At 63.2% G+C, this 18,527-nt stretch carries 12 protein-coding genes; 3 read left to right on the top strand and 9 right to left on the bottom strand.

Annotation, left to right across the window (positions count from 1 at the left end; genetic code table 11):
* Positions 1 to 14: 14 nt before the first annotated feature.
* Positions 15 to 3,776, bottom strand: coding sequence for a choice-of-anchor D domain-containing protein (locus VJR29_03590; GenBank protein HKY62479.1), 3,762 nt, complete (start codon positions 3,774 to 3,776; stop codon positions 15 to 17).
* 278 nt (positions 3,777 to 4,054) lie between these two features.
* Between VJR29_03590 and VJR29_03585 the strand changes: the two genes are divergently transcribed.
* Complete coding sequence (locus tag VJR29_03585) at positions 4,055 to 4,453, top strand: arsenate reductase ArsC (protein ID HKY62478.1); 399 nt, start codon at positions 4,055 to 4,057, stop codon at positions 4,451 to 4,453.
* Positions 4,454 to 4,584: 131 nt separating this feature from the next.
* Here the strand turns inward: VJR29_03585 and VJR29_03580 are convergent, their stop codons facing one another.
* The 6 genes from VJR29_03580 to VJR29_03555 all read right to left on the bottom strand — a co-directional run bounded on the left by VJR29_03580 (position 4,585) and on the right by VJR29_03555 (position 11,820).
* Positions 4,585 to 6,480, bottom strand: coding sequence for a hypothetical protein (locus tag VJR29_03580; GenBank protein ID HKY62477.1), 1,896 nt, complete (start codon positions 6,478 to 6,480; stop codon positions 4,585 to 4,587).
* Entirely contained in the window at positions 6,477 to 6,833 is a 357-nt protein-coding gene (locus VJR29_03575) for a DUF1622 domain-containing protein (protein HKY62476.1), read from the bottom strand. Before VJR29_03575 ends, VJR29_03580 begins: the two co-directional genes overlap by 4 nt.
* Before the next feature lie 110 nt (positions 6,834 to 6,943).
* On the bottom strand, positions 6,944 to 8,212 hold the full coding sequence (gene ccrA, locus VJR29_03570; GenBank protein ID HKY62475.1) for a crotonyl-CoA carboxylase/reductase: 1,269 nt from the start codon (positions 8,210 to 8,212) through the stop codon (positions 6,944 to 6,946).
* Between the two features lie 20 nt (positions 8,213 to 8,232).
* Entirely contained in the window at positions 8,233 to 10,194 is a 1,962-nt protein-coding gene (locus VJR29_03565; protein ID HKY62474.1) for a protein meaA, read from the bottom strand.
* A gap of 34 nt (positions 10,195 to 10,228) precedes the next feature.
* The gene (locus VJR29_03560; protein HKY62473.1) at positions 10,229 to 11,167 is read right to left on the bottom strand and encodes a hypothetical protein; all 939 of its coding nucleotides are present in this window, start codon (positions 11,165 to 11,167) and stop codon (positions 10,229 to 10,231) included.
* The gene (locus VJR29_03555; GenBank protein ID HKY62472.1) at positions 11,164 to 11,820 is read right to left on the bottom strand and encodes a hypothetical protein; all 657 of its coding nucleotides are present in this window, start codon (positions 11,818 to 11,820) and stop codon (positions 11,164 to 11,166) included. Before VJR29_03555 ends, VJR29_03560 begins: the two co-directional genes overlap by 4 nt.
* A gap of 160 nt (positions 11,821 to 11,980) precedes the next feature.
* On the opposite strand from VJR29_03555, the gene VJR29_03550 reads away from it, so the two are divergent.
* A complete protein-coding gene (locus tag VJR29_03550) occupies positions 11,981 to 12,496 on the top strand; it encodes a hypothetical protein (GenBank protein HKY62471.1) in 516 nt (171 codons plus the stop codon).
* Here VJR29_03550 and cfa read toward each other — a convergent pair.
* Entirely contained in the window at positions 12,493 to 13,644 is a 1,152-nt protein-coding gene (cfa, locus tag VJR29_03545; GenBank protein HKY62470.1) for a cyclopropane fatty acyl phospholipid synthase, read from the bottom strand. The two genes, VJR29_03550 and cfa, sit on opposite strands and share 4 nt — an antisense overlap.
* Before the next feature lie 62 nt (positions 13,645 to 13,706).
* A complete protein-coding gene (locus tag VJR29_03540; GenBank protein ID HKY62469.1) occupies positions 13,707 to 15,638 on the bottom strand; it encodes a hypothetical protein in 1,932 nt (643 codons plus the stop codon).
* A 143-nt stretch (positions 15,639 to 15,781) separates the two neighbouring features.
* Between VJR29_03540 and VJR29_03535 the strand changes: the two genes are divergently transcribed.
* Complete coding sequence (locus VJR29_03535; GenBank protein ID HKY62468.1) at positions 15,782 to 18,448, top strand: phosphoribosyltransferase family protein; 2,667 nt, start codon at positions 15,782 to 15,784, stop codon at positions 18,446 to 18,448.
* Positions 18,449 to 18,527: the final 79 nt, after the last annotated feature.

Raw genomic sequence — 18,527 nt, 5'->3', positions numbered from 1 at the left:
AGGAAATCAGCGGACTAGCGAGTTCGGCGCCGCAGGACGCCGATCCCCAGGACCGGCAAGAGCCAGATCCAGGCCGCGCCCATCGGAGTGACGCCGGCGCCGAGGGAGCAACCGCCGCCGCCGACCTCGTCATTGATGGCGCTTCCCAAGAGGACCAGGAAGTCGGTGGTCTCGGGATCGGAGTCCACCGAAACCACGGCGCTGAAGCTGCCGGAAGCGCCACCGCTCTGGAAGGTTGCGGTGACGGTGCAGCTGGCTCCCGGCGCCAAGGTTTGGCCGTCGCAGTCGTTCACCTGGGTGAACTGGGAGTCGCCTTCCAAGGTCAGAGCGGCAATCTGGACCGAGCCATCGCCGATGTTGGTGATGGTCGTGCTCTGGCTGTCGGAAGAGCTGGTCTCCAAATCAAAGTCCAAAACATTGGTCTTGATCTGGAGCTTGCCGACTCCCGGCGGAACCGGGACGATGCCGGTGCCGGTCAGGTTGAAGGTGAAGCTCGGCGTTCCCGAGTCGTTCGGGATCAGCACGGTGTCGGAGAAGGATCCACCGGCCGTCGGGGTGAAAACCGCGTCAAAAGAGCAGTCTTCGCCCGGCGCCAGGATCTGGCCCGAGCATTCGTCATTGCTGAGGCTGAACTGGGTGGTGTCTTCGCCGACGCGGGTCAGCGTGCCGATCGTCAGATCGGCATCGCCCTCGTTCGTCAGGATGATCGTGTTGGGACCGCCCTGGCTGCCGACGTTGACGTTGCCGAAGGCTCCGCTGCCGGCGGTGCCGATCGAGGATTGGACGCCGTCGCAGAGGAGCTGGAGCTCATTGGGGCTCGAGGGCGCATCGCTGACGATCTCAACCGTGCCGATGAGGGCTCCGGTCGAGCTCGGATTGCAGACCGCCTGGATGATGCAGGTGCCGCCGGGAGGCAGGCCCGCGCCGTTGCAGGTGGTGCTGGTCACGGTGAAATCGGCGCCACCCGAGGTGACCGTCACACTGGTGACGCTGAGGTTGGTGATGCCGGTGTTGACGATCTGGCTGACATGGACCTGACTGGTCTGGCCGACGATCACCTCGCCGAAATCCTGGCTCGGCGGCATGACCGCCACTCCGGGCCCGACGATGCCTTCGCAATCCAGGCCAACCGAGAGCGGGCTGTTGGGATCGTCACTGCTCAGATCCAAGGAATCGGACAGCGGGCCGGTGGTGGTCGGGCTGCAGGCCACTTGGACCAAGCAGCTGCCGCCGGGCGCCACGACCGCACCGTCGCAGGTGTTGCTGGTGATCTCGAAGTCGGTGCCGCCGGTCAAGGCCGCGGTGGTGACGGTCAAGTCGGTGCTGCCGCTATTGGTGAATTGGACGATCTGGCCGGTGCTGGTGTTGCCCACGCCGACGTCGCCGAAATCGATGCTCGTCGGATTGGCCACGGCCACCGGCCCAACCACGCCATTGCAATCCAAGTCGACGGTGGCCGGGCTGTTCGGGTCGTTGCTGGCGATGCTCAAGGTGTCGCCGAGGGCCGCATCGTCGGTCGGGGTGCAGGTCACCTCGATGATGCAGCTACTGCCGGGCGCCAAGGGCAGGCTGTCGCAGGTATTGCTGCTGATGGCGAAATCGGTGCCGGTGGTCAAGCTCGCTCCCGACACGATCAAATCGGTGGTGCCGAGGTTGATGACTTCGACCGCCTGGGGAACGCTGGTATGACCCACGCCGACATCGCCGAAATCCAGCGCGTCGGGATTGACCACCAGGACCGGGTCCAGGACGCCGTTGCAGTCGAGGTCCACCGTATCGGGGCTCGAATCGGCGTCGCTGGTGATCTCCAGCGAATCGGTTAGGGCCGCGGCGGTCTGGGGGATGCAAACCAGCTGAACCAAGCAGCTGCCGCCGGGCGCGATCGCCGCCCCGTCGCAGGTATTGCCGATGATCTGGAAGTCGGTGCCGGTGACCAGGGCCGCGGTGGTGACGTTCAAGGGCGCCGTTCCGCTGTTGGTCACTTGGACAAGCTGGGCCAGGCTGGTCACGCCCACGCCGACGTCGCCGAAGTCAAGGGCGGCCGGGTTCAGGCTCACGGCTTGGCCGATGACGCCTTCGCAGTCCAAGGTCACCGAGTCGGGGCTCGAATCGGCATCGGTGTCGAAGTCCAAGGAATCGGGCAAGGAGCCGGTGGTCGTCGGAGTGCAGACCACTTCGACCAAGCAGCTGCCGCCCGGCGCCACGGTGCCGCTGCTGCAGGTGTCGGTCACGATGCCGTAATCGGTGCCGGTGGCCAGGGCCACGCTGTTCACGGTCAGGTTGGTGGTTCCGCTATTGGTGAGTTGGACCAACTGGGAGGGGCTGGTGACGCCCACGCCGACGTCGCCGAAGTCGATGGCGGTCGGGCTCAGGCTCACGGCTTGGCCGATGACGCCGTTGCAATCCAGGGTCACCGAGTCAGGGCTGGAGGCCGCGTCACTGTCGATGTCCAAGGAATCGTTCAGCGGGCCGGTGAGCGTCGGGGCGCAGACCACCTCGACCAAGCAGCTGCCGCCGGGCGTCACGGTCGCCCCGTCGCAGGTGTTGTTGACGATGGCGAAATCGGTGCCGGTGGCCAGCGCGGCGGCGGTCACGCTCAAATCGGTGGTGCCGCCATTGGTCACTTGGACCAGCTGAGTCTCGCTGGTGGCTCCCACCGCAACGTCGAGGAAATCGATGGCGGTGGTGCTCAAGCTCACGGCCGGGCCGGCCAAACCGTTGCCGGCGAGATCGACCAAGAGATTGGGATTGACCGGATCGTTGCTCGGGATGACGGCGTCGGCGCTGAAGGCGGCCACGGCATCGGGCGCGAAAGTCACGTCGAAGTCGCAAGAGCCCGAGGGAGCCACGGTGGTGTTGCTGCAGCCGTCGGCCGAAGCATCGATGGCGAAGTTCGCCGCGTTGAGACCGGCCACGCTGATCTGACCGATGGTCAAGGAAGCATCGGCCGAGGTGTTGGTGACGGTGATGGTCTGAGTGTCGGTGGCTCCGACGACCGTGTCGGCGAAGGTCGGGGCCGGGGCCGAAATTCCGGGGACGAGGCCGGTGGCCGAAAGCAGAGCCTGGAAGTTGGGCGCCGCCGGATCGCTGCTCGGAACGTTGACGTTGGCCGCGAAGGCGCCGGCTTCATTGGGCCGGAAGACGATCTCGAAAGTGCAGTTTCCGGCGGGGGCAACGGTGGTGTTGGAGCAATTGTCGTTCAGCACGGCGAAATTGGTGAAGTCCTCGCCGACGATGCTGATCGCGCCGATATCGAGGTCGATCGTGCCGTTATTGGTCACGGTGGCGGTGACGGCCGCGCTTTCCTCGCCGACCGGAGTGTCGGGGATCGGATCCACCACGACGTCGATGTCGGAGGACACGCCGGTGCCGCTCAAATCGATGACATGGGGGCTGCCGCCGGCATTGCTGGTGATCGTGACGGTGGCCGCGTGAGCCGCGACCGTCGTCGGATGGTAAACGACCCCGATGCGGCAAAAGCTCGCCGGCTGATTGGTAACCGGGTTCTGCAGCGTCACGCCGGTGCATTCATCCTGAAGCGAAAAGTTGGCTGTATCGTCAAGAACCACCGAGGCAATGGTCGGGGCAGTGCCTATAAGGTTGGTTCGATGGATCGATGCGGTGCCGGTGGCCGAGGCGCTGCCGACATTGACGGTGCCGAAAGCGATGGCATCATCGTCGGGATTAATCGCAATGGTCTGCGCCGAAACCGGTTGGGCGGCGAAGAGCAGAACCGTACACAGGGTGAAAAACAACAACGAAGTGAAGCGTTTCATCGATCATCCTCCGGGAGCGTGGCGGGTGCATCCGACGGCTCACGATTCAAAATTGAATTTTAAGCGGATTGAGAACAAGAAGGTTCAGGAACAGAAGCCGATAGAAGGACTCAGTGGCCGTTCCGCTCGGCTCCCAAGATCATTCCCCCCTACATGTCCCTAATACCGGGGGGCATGAAACAGAAACTGTGGATAAATAGCAAATGTATTTTTTAATGGATGTTATTTTGTACCGTACATAAGAAGTATTTTTCCAAAATTTTGTGCGAGGTTCCGCCATGAAAAGAAAAATTCTCTTCGTCTGCGTGGGGAACGCCTGCCGGAGTCAGATGGCTGAAGGCTTGGCGAGAAGCCTCGGCGGAGATCGAGTCCTGGCCTACAGCGCCGGGTCGCGTCCCGCCGGCTTCGTGGCTCGTGGCGCGATTGAGGCCATGGCCGAGATCGGCATCGACATCGCGGGCCAAGACTCCAAGTCGGTCGAGGAATTCCGGGGCCAGGATTTCGACGCGGTGGTGACGATGGGCTGCGGCGACGCCTGCCCTTGGGTGCCGGCCAAGCGGCGCTTGGATTGGCAAATTCCCGATCCGATCGGGCAGTCGCCGGAGTTTTTTCGCAAGGTCCGCGACCAGATCGAAGCCGAGGTCCGCGCCCTCCTCGAAACTCTCACCTCCCTTTGAAAAAGGGGGGCTGGGGGGGATTTGAAAGCCGTTGCAAACCAAAATAAGTTCGATTTCTAGGCCTTTCCTTCCAAACACCGCTTGAAATCCCCCCTTAATCCCCCTTTTTCAAAGGGGGAAAATCAGCGGGGCTAAAGCCCCTTGCTACTGCCTTTTTTCAGCAAGGCCTCCAAAGACGGGCTCCGCTGGCCATTCAGCCAAATCTTCCCCTCTTCGACCTTGAGATCGAGGCTCAGGGTATCGGCCTTCGAATCCACCACGACATAGGCGCCGGCCAAGCCCAGGGCCAGCGAGGCGCCCGACTTGATCCGGTCGAGGAAGGCTTGGAGCTTGGAGAGCCGTTCGATTTTCAAATGCAGGTCGACCTGGGCCGAGCTCAAGAGCTGCCCGGGGTTAACCGGCTTCTCCCGATGCAAGGCACCCAACAAGGCCAAGGCCGAGATCCAGGAGTCGAGCCGGGTCTTGGCCATGAAGCCGCCGTTGAAGGCGAAGGCTTCGGCGCCCAAGTCGATTTTCCATTTCCAATCGATCCCCGCCTCCTTGTCGGCGAAGGGCGCAAGAAAATCGCCGCTCGGGCCGCTCTCGGGCTGGGCCCGGGCCGCGGCCACCAGCTCGCGATAGGGCAGCGGAAAGCCCAGCTCGAAATCAAGCTTGCCGTTCTTGACGCCGGGCGGAAACCCGGAATCGGCCTGGGAATCGAATTCGCCGCTCAGCCGATAGTCCCAGCGATCGGCCTTGCCCTCGAAGCTCAAGGCCAAATTCCGCTGCTCGGTCCGGTAACCCGGAGCGAGGTAGGAAATCCTCTCCAAGCCGAGCTTGACCTCCATCGTATCCGGCAGATGGGCGATGTAGGGCAGGTAAATCCGGGCGGCCAGGGACTCGGCCAGGGCCCCGGGCCCGCGCAGGGCGTAGAGCTCGGAGTAGTAGCGAATGGCCAAGTTGAGCCAGGTCTCGTAAGTCATGCCGCGATAGCTCAAGGCCTCCTCGAAGTCGGCGCGCCCGAGCTCGAAGCGGCGCTGGCTCCCACCGAAAGCGAAGCCCTGAGCTTGGCCGTTCAGCTTCCAGCCGTAGCCGTCGGAGCCTGGCAGATAGCGGACCGCGAAATCCACCGGCTCGAGCTTGGCGCTCCATTTCTCTCCTTCCTTGAAATCGAAGCCGGCCCAGCGGAAGTCGAGCCGGTCGATCCGGGGGCGCAGCTGCGAGAAAGTCGAAGGCAGCGCCGGGATCTTGCCCGCCGGCGTATCGGGCAAGGCCCGCCACATCTCGCGCCAGCGCAACCTCGTCGCCTCGTCCCAGCGGGCTGCGATTCCCTCGGCCGCGAAGGTCGCCTGCCCGAGATCGCCCCGAATGCCCCGGCCTTCGGCCGCCAAGCCCTTGCCGTGAAAATGAGCTCGCCATTTCCAATCGCCGCCCTCCGGCGTCAGGACGTAACCGAGGTCGGTGGTGCCGACCTGAATCCGCTCGCGCTCGCCGGCGGCCGGCCGCTTTTCCCAAGTCAGAGCGTGAAAGCGGAAATTGAGCTGGGTCGGAATCTTACTCTCGCCGGGCCGCAGTTGAAGCCAGGGCTCCTCCAGGCTCACGAATTCCACGGCCTCGGTCTTCCGGCTCGGGAAGCGGAGGCTCTCGGCGCTGACGCTCAGGATTCGATCGGGCCAGGCCAACTCGAAGGCCAGGCGCTCGAACTCGATCTCATCGCCGCCGGCGTTGCCGGCGTCGAGGACCAGGCGAAGGCCGGCCTGATCCCAGAGGCCGGTCTTCAAGCGTCCCTTGCCGAGCTGCCAGGGCAGGGTCGCGCCCCATTCGCCGGCATCGAGGATGACTTGGGGAATCTCGACGTAGGGTTGAAGCCGGAAGAGGCCCTTCACCCCGCCGCTCGGCGCCGACAGGACGAGCTTGAGGCCGAGCGCCCGGTATTCGCCGCCGCCGGCGATCGCCTTCAAGCGCTGGGCGGCTTGATAGTAACGGAAGCCCAAGAAGGCGGCGGCCGCGAGGACCAGGACCGCGAGCAGGATCGCGACTTTCTTCACTCGGCGCCCCTCGCCGTCTGCCAGGGCCATCGTCCGTCGGTTTCCACCGCCACCGACCAGCTCAAAAAGGTTCGGATCAGCACCAAGAGGCCCAAGGCCAGAATCTCTTGCAAGGTCGGGCGAACGGTGACGGTTCGGATGATGTCGGCGGCCACCAGGAATTCCAAGCCGAGCTGAAGGGCCCGCCCGATCTGGATCCGGTAAGCTTTGAAAACACCGCCCTCGCCCTTGGCCAGGCGAAAGAGCGCGTAGATTCCGCCCAGCACGATGCCGAGGAGGATAGCCGCCACGCCGATCACTTCGATGACGACAACCGAGTAATTCACAATGGAGCCGACGACTTCTTTTTCCATGAGGATGCCGAATTTTCTCTTTCCGCCGAGACCTTGCCAAGCAATTCCTGAAACAAAAAAGCCGCCGCGGCGAGGCCGCGACGGCTTTGAAAGGCTATCCAACGGCGGCTTTAGGCCTTCTTGCTCTCCTCGAGGTTCTTCAGGCCCTCTTTCTTGGCGTTGACCAAGATGGCCATGTTGCCGTGGGGATGCTTGTTCTCGCGCATCAGCTGGTGGGCCTCGCCGGTCTGGCCGAAGGTCCAGGTGCGGGAGAGGCAGGGATCGACCTTGCCTTCGAGCACCAAGTCGTTGAGGCCCTTGGCCTCCTTGTCGTTGGCGAAGTGCGAGCCCTGGAAGCGCTTCTGCCGCATCCAATGGTAGCGGAGGTCGAGGGTGGCGTTGTAACCGGTGGTGCCGGCGCAGATCACGACCATGCCGCCGGTGTCGCAGACGAAGCCCGAGGTCGGCACCGTCGACTCGCCGGGATGCTCGAAGACGATCCGCGGGCTCTTCTTTTCGCCCAAGACGTCCCAGATCGCCTTGCCGAAGGAGCGGGCTCCGGCCAGCCAGGCGTTGTACTTCTCGGTGTCCTCCCAGTGCGGCAGCATGCCCCAGTGGTTGAACTTGCGGCGGTCGATGACGCCGACCGCGCCCAAGTTCTTGCAGTATTCGACCTTGTCGTCGCCCGAGACCACCGCGATCGGCTTGGCGCCGAAGGCCTTGCAAATCTGGATGGCCATCGAGCCGAGTCCGCCGGCGCCGCCCCAGATCAGGACGACGTCGTCCTTCTTCACTTCATGCTCCTGCCAGCGGGTCAGCATCCGATAGGCGGTGGCGCCGACCAGCATGTAAGCCGCCGCGCCCTCCCAGCTCAGGTGCTTGGGCTTGGGCAGGCATTGATGATCTTGGACCTTGGTGAATTGGGCGAAGCTGCCGTAATTGGTCTCGTAGCCCCAGATCCGGAAGCTGGGGCCGTACATCGGGTCCTGGCCGGCCTTGACCAGCGGATCTTCCTGGCTCCATTGGCCGCAGTGGATGACGACCTCGTCGCCGACCTTGACGTTCTTCACCGCCGAGCCGACCTTATAGACGATGCCGGAGGCGTCGCTGCCCCCGATGTGGAAACCGCTGCTGTCCGGGAAGTAAGGGTCCTTGGGCCGGGCCTTGGTCACGTCGATCGGGATGCCGAGGGCCGCCCAGACGTTATTATAGTTGATGCCCGCGGCCATGACGTAAACCAGGACTTCGTCGGGCCGCAGCTCCGGCACGTCGACGGTCTCTTCCTTGAACGCGACCTTGGGCTCGCCGAAGGCGGTGGGACGGATCACCTGAGCGATCATCTTCTTCGGCACCTCGCCGACCGGCGGAATCTCGCCGAGCTGGTATAGTTCTTTGGTCATGGGGTCTCCTTCTTTGTCTCTTAAGCACGGGACATCGCGATTTCCGCGATCTCTTCCATGATGGTGTTCAATTCGAAATCCTTGGGCGTGTAGACGCGGGCGACACCTTGGTCAAGCAGGGCTTTTTGGTCGGAGTCGGGGATGATGCCGCCGGCGACGACCGGGACCTTGAGGCCCTTCGCCTTCATCAGGCGCAGAGTCTCGGGGATCAGCGCCAGATGCGAGCCCGAGAGGATGCTCAGGCCGATGACGTGGACACCCTCTTGCAAGGCGGCCTCGACGATCTGCTCCGGCGTCAGGCGAATTCCCTGGTAGATGACTTCCATCCCGACGTCGCGGGCCCGGACCGCGATCTGCTCGGCGCCGTTGCTGTGGCCGTCCAAGCCGGGCTTGCCGACCAGGATCCGCAGCTTCTCGCCCGATTTTTTCTGGAAAGCCTCGACCTTGGCCTTGGCCCTTTCGATCCCCTCATTGGTGCCGGCCAAGCGGACGCCGGCGACGCCGGTCGGGGCGCGGTATTCGCCGAAGACCTCGCGCATGGCTTGGGCCCATTCGCCGGTGGTGACGCCGGCATGGGCGGCCCTGATCGAGGGCGGCATGATGTTGTCGCCCTTCTCAGTGGCGACCTTCAACTCCTGGAGGGCCTGCCGGACCTTGGCTTCGTCGCGGCCGGCGCGGAACTTTTTCAGGCGCTCGATCTGTTGGCGCTCGGCCGACTCGTCGACCTTGAGGATGCCCTCGTCGCGGCCGCCGGTCAGCGGACTCTCGGCCGTCTCTTGGAAGCAATTGACGCCGATGACCTTGATCGAGCCCTCCTCGATGGCCCGGACCCGGGCGGCGTTGGACTCGACCAATTTCTGCTTCATGTATTCGACCGCGTTGACCGCCCCGCCCATCTGCTGGACCACTTCGATCTCTTTCTTGGCCGAGTCGATCAACTCTTGGACCTTGGCCTCGATCACCGGCGAGCCGTTGAAGATGTCGCCGTACTCGAGCAGGTCGGTCTCCATCGCGATGACCTGCTGGATGCGGAGCGACCACTGCTGGTCCCAAGGCCGCGGCAGGCCCAAGGCCTCGTTCCAGGCCGGGAGCTGAACGGCCCGGGCCCGGGCGTCCTTGCTCAAGACCACCGCCAGCATCTCCAAGACGATGCGCTGGATGTTGTTCTCGGGCTGGCGCTCGGTGAGGCCCAGCGAGTTGACTTGGACACCATAGCGATGACGCAGCATCTTTTCGTCTTTGACGCCGTAGCGGCTTTTGCCGAGCTCTTCCCACATCCGGCCCATCGCCCGCATCTTGCACATCTCCTCGATGAAGCGGACGCCGGCATTGACGAAGAAGGAAAGCCGGCCGAAGACCTGATCGAAGTCCGCCTCCGGCACCTGGCCGGTGGCTTTGACCGCGTCGAGATAAGCCATGGCGTTGCACATCGAATAGGCCAGCTCCTGCATCGGCGTCGCGCCGGCCTCCTGCAGGTGATAGCTGCAGATATTGGTCGGGTTCCACTTCGGGATGTTCTTCACCGTGTAGGCGATCATGTCGGTGATCAGCCGGATCGAGGGCTTGGGCGGAAAGATGTAGGTGCCGCGCGAAAGGTACTCTTTCAGGATGTCGTTCTGGGTGGTTCCCTGCAAAACCTTGGAGTCGACCCCGCGCTTCTCGGCCAGCGCGACGTAGAGGGCCAAGAGCCAAGCCGCGGTGGCGTTGATCGTCATCGAGGTGTTCATCTTCTCGATCGGGATCTGGTCGAAGAGGGTCTCCATGTCCTGGAGATGGGAGATCGGAACGCCGACCTTGCCGACCTCGCCCCGGGCCATGACCGAATCGCTGTCATAGCCGGTTTGAGTCGGAAGATCGAAAGCCACCGAAAGGCCGGTCTGGCCCTTGGAAAGGTTGAGCCGGTAGAGCTCGTTGGAGGCCTTGGCCGAGCTGTGGCCCGAATAAGTCCGCATCACCCAAGGCTGGTCGCGCTTTGCCGCCATATGCCCTTGCGACTATTCGGTTTTCCGGGGTCGGTCAAGTGGGGTTTCGGCGCAATAGGTAATCGATCAAGCCGGCGCGGGCCGGGTCGAAAACATCGGGATCCTCGCCCCAATAGGCTCGCCAAAGGGCCCGCGCTTCGCCGGCGGCGACCTGGGCGAGCAGCGAGTCCAAGCTCTCGCCGGCGAAGGGATCCTCGCCCTGCTCCGTGAAAACTTTCCCCCCAAAGACCCGGTCGCGGAGGTAGCACCAGGCCGCTCTTCCCACCAGCCGCATGTCCTCGGGAGTCTCAGGATGAAGGATGAATTGGGCCATGGCATCGGCGGCTTGATAATAGGCGGCGCCGGCGGAGGCGAATGCCTCGCTTTCGCTGTCGTAGGGATGTCCGTAGTAGTCCGGTCGCGACGGCGAGTAATTGGAGTCGTCGAAAAGCTCGTAGCTGCGGTCGGCCAAGCTCAGCCGGTAGATCGACCGCCAAGCCGCGTCCCGATCCAATCCGTCGGAATGAAAAAGACCGTGCATCATCTCATGGCTCAAGGTGGCGCGAGCCGATTCAGCTCGGCGCGAAGGCTCCACGTGCCACTCCGGCCGCAGCCCGACTTGGTGGGAGCTCGAATAGTAGTGGCCACATTGCTTCTGGTTCCAGGTGAACTCGACGATCGGCCGCTTCAGATAGGCGTTTATGCCCCGGATCCAATTGGCCAGCTCCGGAACCTCCTCTTCCCGAAAAAGCCCATCCGGCATCCGCAGCACGAAGACGTAGTAATCGGAGGGATGAAAGGAGCCGAAGACTTCCTTCCAAGGCGGCCGTCGAGCGACCAAGGCCAGCTCCTGGGGCCCGCGCAGCTTCCGGCTATCAAGGTCGGCCTGGAGCGGACTTGGCCCCGGGGCCTGGGGCCGAACCCGCTCGGCCCGCTGGACCCGCTCCTCGCTTCCGATCCAACGTTCGACGAATCCCTGGAGAACCGTTCTCATAAACGAAGGCTGAGCGATAAGCCCATCATTTGGGGTGAAAAAGCAGGCGAGACTTGGGCCCGGACCGTGCTCCTACGGCCGCGGGGCCCCAAGCCTTGCCCATGAAGCATCAGGCCGCGGTGACGGGCGATTTTCGCGGCCGAGATGAAAATCAACATTCCGACCAAGCCGGCGCCGGCGCCGATGGCCGAGCCGACGAGTAGCTTGCGCTCTTGACGGAGGCTGGCCTTGGTCTCGCCGCGCAGCTCGTCGATGGTCGATTGAACGTCTTGGTTTTCGGCGGAGGCCCGCGCCTCGATGCGATGGAGCATGCCGAGCAGCCCCGGAACCGCGGCGGCGGCGGATCGAGCGTCCCGGCTGAGCTCACCCGACTCCTCGAAGAGAGTCTCGCTGCCTTGAGAAGCCGAACGAAGCAATTGATCGGAGGCTACCGCCTTGCCGTAGCGCAGACCTGACCAAAGCGTCAGCCCTCCGCCGGCCAGGAAGGTGCCGGTGCTCAGCGCGCTCATGACCACGAAGGCGGTGTAAGCGTCGGCATTGCGCTTGGCCCGGTTGAGCGGCGGCTTGGCCGGCGCGGCCTCGACGGGGCCTTCCGGCTTGGAGACTGGTTTTGTAGCCTTCACCTTCATGCCAAGAACATTGGCAAAGCCCATGCCAGGGGCATTTCTTCCAAAGAAGCCTCAAAAAAGCCCTTTTCGAGGCGGGAAGTCCCCGAACGGGAAAAAACGTGAAGCGAAAAAGAGGCAAATCGCGGATTGCGCGGGCTTTTCGGGCATGCTTATAATGATGCCGAAGGGCTCTAGAGGAGTGACTATGGGAAAAAACTCAAGCGCGGCGATGGTTATCCTCGCCTGCCTGGCATTGGCTTCAACCCTTCAAGCCGCGTCTTCCACCACGACCAACGATTCCGATGACGAGCTGGTGATCAACTCCAATGTGAGCGGAGTCATCACCGGGCCGGCCTGCCAACCGCCGAGTGGAGGCATGACTGTTTGCCGTTGGGACAACATCCAAGTCGAATACGTTCAGTCTCGCCTCATCCGGTGGAACGCCACCTACACGCAGAACCTGATCATCAAGGGCAAGTACAAGGAAATCAATTTGAACTTCCAGGTCGCCAACGCCGCGGCGGCCAATGCGGTGGCCAGCTGCGAAAGGATGGCTTCTTCTTCCTTGGCCGGCCTGGGCCTTCTCTCTTTTTATGCCAATGTCTACACCTCGGCCGGCGCCGAGCTTGAAGCCGGTTTCAAGAGCAGCAAGATCACCGTCCATGTCGATTCGAGCCCTCAGACCTACCTGGAACTGGGCTGCTTCCTGACCGGCAACTAGCCGATACGGCGAGCGGGAGCCTTGGCGACTCCCTTGGAAAGCAGGATCTGCCACACCTGCAGCTCGCGGGCTCGGAAAGCCGCGGCGCAGGTGAGCAAGTAATACTTCCACATTCGATGGAAGCGCTTGGAGTATCGTCCGCTCAATTCGCTCCAGCCATTTTCGAAATTCTCCCACCAAGCCATCAAGGTCCGGTCGTAGTCCGGCCCGAAATTGTGCCAGTCCTCCATGATGAACCGGCCTTCGGCGGCGGCTCCGATCTGGGCGATCGAGGGCAGCATCGCATTGGGAAAGACGTAGCGCTGGACCCAAGGATCGATGCGAGTGGTCGAGCGGTTCCCGCCGATGGTGTGGAGGAGGAAGAGCCCGTCGTCCCGCAAGCGGTCGGCGGCGACCGTCATGAAACGGCTGTAATTCTTGTAGCCGACATGCTCAAACATGCCGATCGAGACGATGCGGTCGAACTTTTCGGGCGGCAAATCGCGGTAATCCTGAAGCCGGATCTCGACGCGCTTAGCGGCGACGTGGCGTTTGGCATAGTGGAATTGATTCTTGGAGACGGTGATGCCGACCACCTCGACCCGGTGCTTCTCGGCGGCGTACTGGGCCAAGCTGCCCCATCCGCAGCCGATGTCGAGCAGCCGCATCCCCGGCTTCAAGTCGAGCTTCCGGCAGCTCAGCTCCAGCTTGGCGACCTGGGCTTGGTCGAGGTTGGCGGCGCCTTTCCAATAGCCGCAGGAGTATACTCGGCGCCGGTCGAGCATCTTGGCGTAAACGTCCTCGCCGATGTCGTAATGCCGGCGGGCATTGGAGGAGGAACGGCTCCGGCTTTGCCAATTCAAGACCCGCGACTTGACGACGTCGAGGATAAAGGGCCATGGCAAGATTTCCTCTTCGATCTTGGCCCGAAGCAGCCGGTGAAAAAGCTCGTCCAAGCGCTCGCACTCCCACCACCCGTCCACATAGGATTCACCCAAGCCCAGGTTTCCCTCGGCCAGGGCTCGATCGAAGAATTTCTCGTTGGAGACTTGGATATCCCAGGGACGGCGGCCGCCGATCCGCACTCCGGCCTTGGCGAAAAGCTGCTGCACTTTTTCGGCGGCCGAGAAGAGGCGAAGCGGCAGCCGGGGCAGGGCCAGGACTTTCATAAAGCCTCCAGGATCGGACGGCCTTGATTATAGCCTTTGCCGCCGCGAGACGGCCGATTATTTTAGCGAGCCCGCGGATTGAGGCTGCAACCGCCTCCGCCGACGGTCCCCTCGCAAACCGGGCTGAAGACGCAATCGGAATCGCCGCAATCGATCTCGCCGTCGCCGTCGTTGTCGGCGCCGTCGTCGCATTGCTCGGAATCGCCGCCGCCGTCGCCACCACCGGTGGGAGCCGCCGAAACCACCGCGAAAGCGGTGGCTTGGTCATTGACGGGCACCGGATCGGTGACCCCGCCGCTGACGGCGGCGGTCAGCGCGATCACGCCTTCGTTGGCCGAGCTCAGGGTCACGACCAGCGGTGCGGCCGCGGCATTGGCGCCGAGGTCGCCCAACTCGCAGCTCAAGGCGGCATCGCCGGTGCAGCCCGGAGCCGAAACCAGGGTCGCTCCGGCCGGCAGGCTGAAGCTGACCTTCACCTTGGGGGCCGGAACCGGGCCGAGGTTGGCCGCGCTCAGCGTGAAGACCAGCGGATCGCCGGGCTGGGCCGAAGGCGGCGAAACCGTGACCTGAATCGAGAGATCGGCGCTGTCGCCCAAATAGCGGATCAAGACAAAATTGGTATTCCCGCCCGAGACGGCGCCGAAGCCGCCGAGGACGATTTTTCCGTCGGACTGGATCCCGATTTCCTCGGCGCCCCGGCTGAAATCGACGAGCTGATCGACGGTGCCGTCGAAGCCGAAGCCCGGATCGGGGCTTCCGTCCTCCAGATAACGGTTGAGGAAAAAGAAGTCGGAGCTGAATCCATCCTCGAAGCCGCCGGCGACCAGAATCTTGCCGTCGGATTGGATTTGAAGTCCGGTGGCCTGGTCTTGGTTGCCGGCGTTGGATCGGTCGTCCTTGATGAAGCCGTCGCCGGCGACGAAACCGGGCGCTCCGCAATTGCTGCCTTCGTCGAGCTCGCCGTTCGCGCAATAACGAATGACGACGAAATCGGAGGAGTCGAAACCCGAGCCCGAATCGAAGGCGAAACCGGCGCCGAGAATCTTGCCGTCTTCCTGAACCGCCACTTGATTCAGGGTATCGGTGTCGGTGCCGAGATCGGTGGTGACGATGCCGCCGCTGCCGAAACCGCCGGCTCCGCAGTTTGCGCCGTCGTCGAAGCTACCATCGGCGCAGACTCGGACCAGGCCGATATCTCCGACGCCGAAGCCGTCGCCGCGGCCTCCGACCAGGATTTTGCCGTCAGGCTGGAGGGCGACGCCAAAGCCCTCGTCGCTCTCGCCGGTGACGTCGAGGAAGGCGACGCCGCCGCTGCCGAAACCGCCGGCCCCGCAATTGGCGCCGTCATCGACTTGGCCGTCGGCGCAGAGCCGGACCGCCAGGAAGTCGAAGCTCGATGGCCCGGAGCTGGAGCCGGCGGCCACGATCTTGCCGTCGGGCTGGATCAAAACGTCGCTCAAGCCCTCGTCGGTGTTGTTGCCCGGCGTGTCGAGCGAAACCTGTCCGCCGCTGCCGAAGCCGCCGGCTCCGCAATTCACCCCATCGTCGAGGCTGCCGTCGGGGCAGAAGCGCAGAAAAAAGGAGTCGTTGCCCGCCATCGGGACGCCCAACTCGCCGACCACCACGACCTTGTCGTCGGGCTGGATCGCCAAGGCGTTGGCGAAAGTGACGTCGGGAAGATCGACCAACGCGACGCCGTTTTCGCCATAACTGGAATCGAGGCTGCCGTCGGAATTGTAACGGGCGACTACGACCCGGCCGTCGAAGCCGCCGATGTTCCCGGTCATCACGATTTTGCCGGCAAAGGCCGAGGATTCGGGATAGATGGCCAAGTCCCGGGCCGATTCGCTTTCGGGGCCGATGCCCAGAGCGTTGCCGAGATCGGTGCTGGCAATTCCGCCCAAGCCGAAATCGAAGTCGAGATTGCCCGGAAAAGATTGGGCCGGCCCAGCCGGAAGCAGCAGGGCCAAAACCAAGAAAGTAAAGTATCGCATATCCCCCCCGTTAGGGCCGCCTTGGACGGCCGCTCAAATTATAGGGGAATTTCAGGCGCTTCCGCCAACCCTTTATGGAAACTCGCCACAACTCCGGCCCGGCTCCGCCGATAAGCTCGCGGTTCAAGGAGAGGGCAAGGGGCATGAAATTCCCGGAAAAGTTGAACAAAATCGGGCCGACCGAGACGGTCCGCCGCGAGCTGCGCGCTTTGGACCGCGAAAGCGACCCCGAGCTGCGCTTGAGCGGCCTGCTCTCCCTCGGCCGCCGCCTGCTCGGCCGCAACGAAACGCCGGCGGCGCTGCGAATCTTTCAAATCGTCAAGAGCGAAAGCGCGGAAACCTTCCCCGAGCTGGCCGGCCAAGCCGAGCGCGAAATCGCCGCGATCGAGGGCCGTGGAGCTTTCGGCCAGCGGGCTGAATTCCTGAGCCGGCAATTCTTCCGCGAAGCCAGCTCGCCCGCGGGTCTCATCGCCATGGCCGGCTCTCAAGCCGTCTTTGGGCTGACCCGCGCGGCCCTGCTCTCCCGGCTCGCCTCGCGGAGTTTCGGCGCCCGGGCCTTGGCCTCGACCGGAGCCTTTGCCCTGGAAGCGCCGAGCTTCGTGGCTTTCACACGAGCTGCCAGGGCCGCCGGCGGCGAAAAGCAGGACTGGAGCCGGCAAGCTCTCGGCGAGGAAACCGCCGCCAGCTTCCTCACTTTGGGCGCCTTGAAGCTCGGCGCTTGGGCCGGCGGAAGCCGGCCGGGTCTGACCACCGCTTCAACTTTGGGCGGAATTCTGCTGGGCCACCGGCTGGAAGAATGGGCCGGCCTCCGGCCGCCGGCCGATGGAGCCATGGCCCTGACCGAAGGATTGACCACCCTCCTCCATTTCAAGGTCGCCGGACGCTTGCTCGGCTCGGCCTTGGGGCCGCGTTGGGCGGCCTTCCAACAGGAGCTGCATTGGCGCGGCGAGGGCCGGAGCGGACCGGGCTGGGAGCTTGCTCCAGCCTGGCGAAGCTTGGCGCCGGCAGGCGGACCCGCGGCATTCCCGGCCCCGCCAATCCTAAGGATGCAAGGCTTGGGGAGCCCAGAGACGATCCTCCGGGGAAAACTGCTCCAGGAGGCTCCGAAGCCGGTTCAAAAACGCATCGAGGAAATCAAAGCCGGATTGGAATTTTCGGAACAGGCCGTGCTTTGGCAGCTGGTCCAGGAGATGGCCGGCCGGGGCCGGCAAGCTTTATCGGACGCCGAGAAAAAGTTTTTGCTCACCCTGGCCCACCGCCAGCTCGATGAATATTCGAAGCCGCCCCATGAGTATTACCAAGCCTATCAAATCTTCACGCTGCTACAGGATTTTCCGGGACTTCGCCGCCTGGCCGACGTGGTCGAGGAGGGAAATGCTCACAGGCGCCTGGCGCTTTGGATGTTGGAAGATTACAACCGGGCTTTTGGCAGCTCCGATCGAGATGCCGATTTCTTCCAGGGCCTGCACCGGGCGGTCTTCCAACAAGTCGGCGAATTTGCCGCCAAGCACGGCTATCCCAAGCCGAACACCTTCATGCTGGACCGCACGGCCGCCAATTTGAAGCAGCTGGCTGCCTCTTACGACTTGGTGCTGGCCATCGCCAAAGGCGGCCTATCCTCCGGCGGCGTCGCCGAATTTTTGGATATTCCGGTCAAGGTCGTCGACATCCATGCCCACAACCGAAAAAAACCGACCTCGAAATTCGTCGGCGAGGTTCGAACCGAGGAGATCGCGGGCAAGCGAATTCTTTTCGTCGACAAGGACATCGTCAGCGGCGCGTCGATCGAAGAGGCCCTGCGTTTGATCTCCCCTTACCGGCCCGCGGCGGTCGGAGCTTACTTCAACCATGAGCCTGCCAGGATCGTCAGCCAGTCGACGCTCCAAGAGCTGCGGAATCGCGGCATTGCCCTTCACTTCCCGAACGAGATCGAAGCGCCCTCCTCGACCTTGGCGATCTTCCACCACGCCCACGAGAAGCTGAACACGCCATTGGGAAGGCTCCGCCGGGCCAGCCGGGAGCTGCAGGAGCTGTTGGGAGAAGAGGCTCGACCCTATTTGGAAAGGGAGGAAAGAGCCTTCTTCGCCCTGAATCCCTTGGTGCCGGGGGTCCTAAGAATCCGCGCGTCGATGATGATGCGCCTCGAAGGCGTGGTGCAAAGCTACCGGGACGCGTTGAAATTCGATCCGGGCCACGCTCAAAACTACGCATTCGACATTCTTCGAAGCAATCCGGTCTTTCCGGTCGGCTCGGTCGACGAGTTGGCCCGGGCCCGCTACTACGGAAAAGGCATCGAAGCCGCGGAGGATTACGGCCTGGCGAACGTTCACGGCCCTCACTCCTACGTGGCCGCCTTCAACGCCGCCCAAAAGACGGTCAAGCGAGGCCATGAGCTGGCCTTGATCGTCGGTCCGGAGGGCTTCGCCTACGCGCCGATCTTCCACGATCTGGGCTTGGAAACTTTGGCGGTGAACATTGGCGAGGCCAATCCGGCCGGAAAGCGCCCGGTCGAGGCTTTGGACGATTTATCGCGCTTGCGCGGGAAGAAGGTCCTGGTCGTCGAGGATGACGTCCACTCGGGCGAGCCGCTGCGGAGCCTGCTCGCCGAAATCAAGCCCTACCGGCCATCCGCCTTGAACCTCTACCTCGGCTTGCCGGCTTTCCGGCAAAATCTGGAAAACGTCCCGCCCGGATTCAGAAAGGTCTACATCACCGAGGAATACCGGAAAGAGGACGAAGCCGCCTTCCTCAAGCATTTGAAGAAACGCGAGTCGCTCTTCAAGGACGAAGGGCCCGGCCTCGATCTTTAAGATCTTACCCCCCTTTGAAAAAGGGGCAGGGGGGATTTGAAAACCGTTGCCAAGCAACGAGGGTTCGATTTCCAGGCTT

This window comes from bacterium (assembly GCA_035281585.1).
GTDB lineage: Bacteria > UBA10199 > UBA10199 > DSSB01 > DSSB01 > DATEDP01.
The sequence above is the reverse complement of the archived record's forward strand: the minus strand, read 5'-3'. Positions and strand labels throughout refer to the sequence as shown.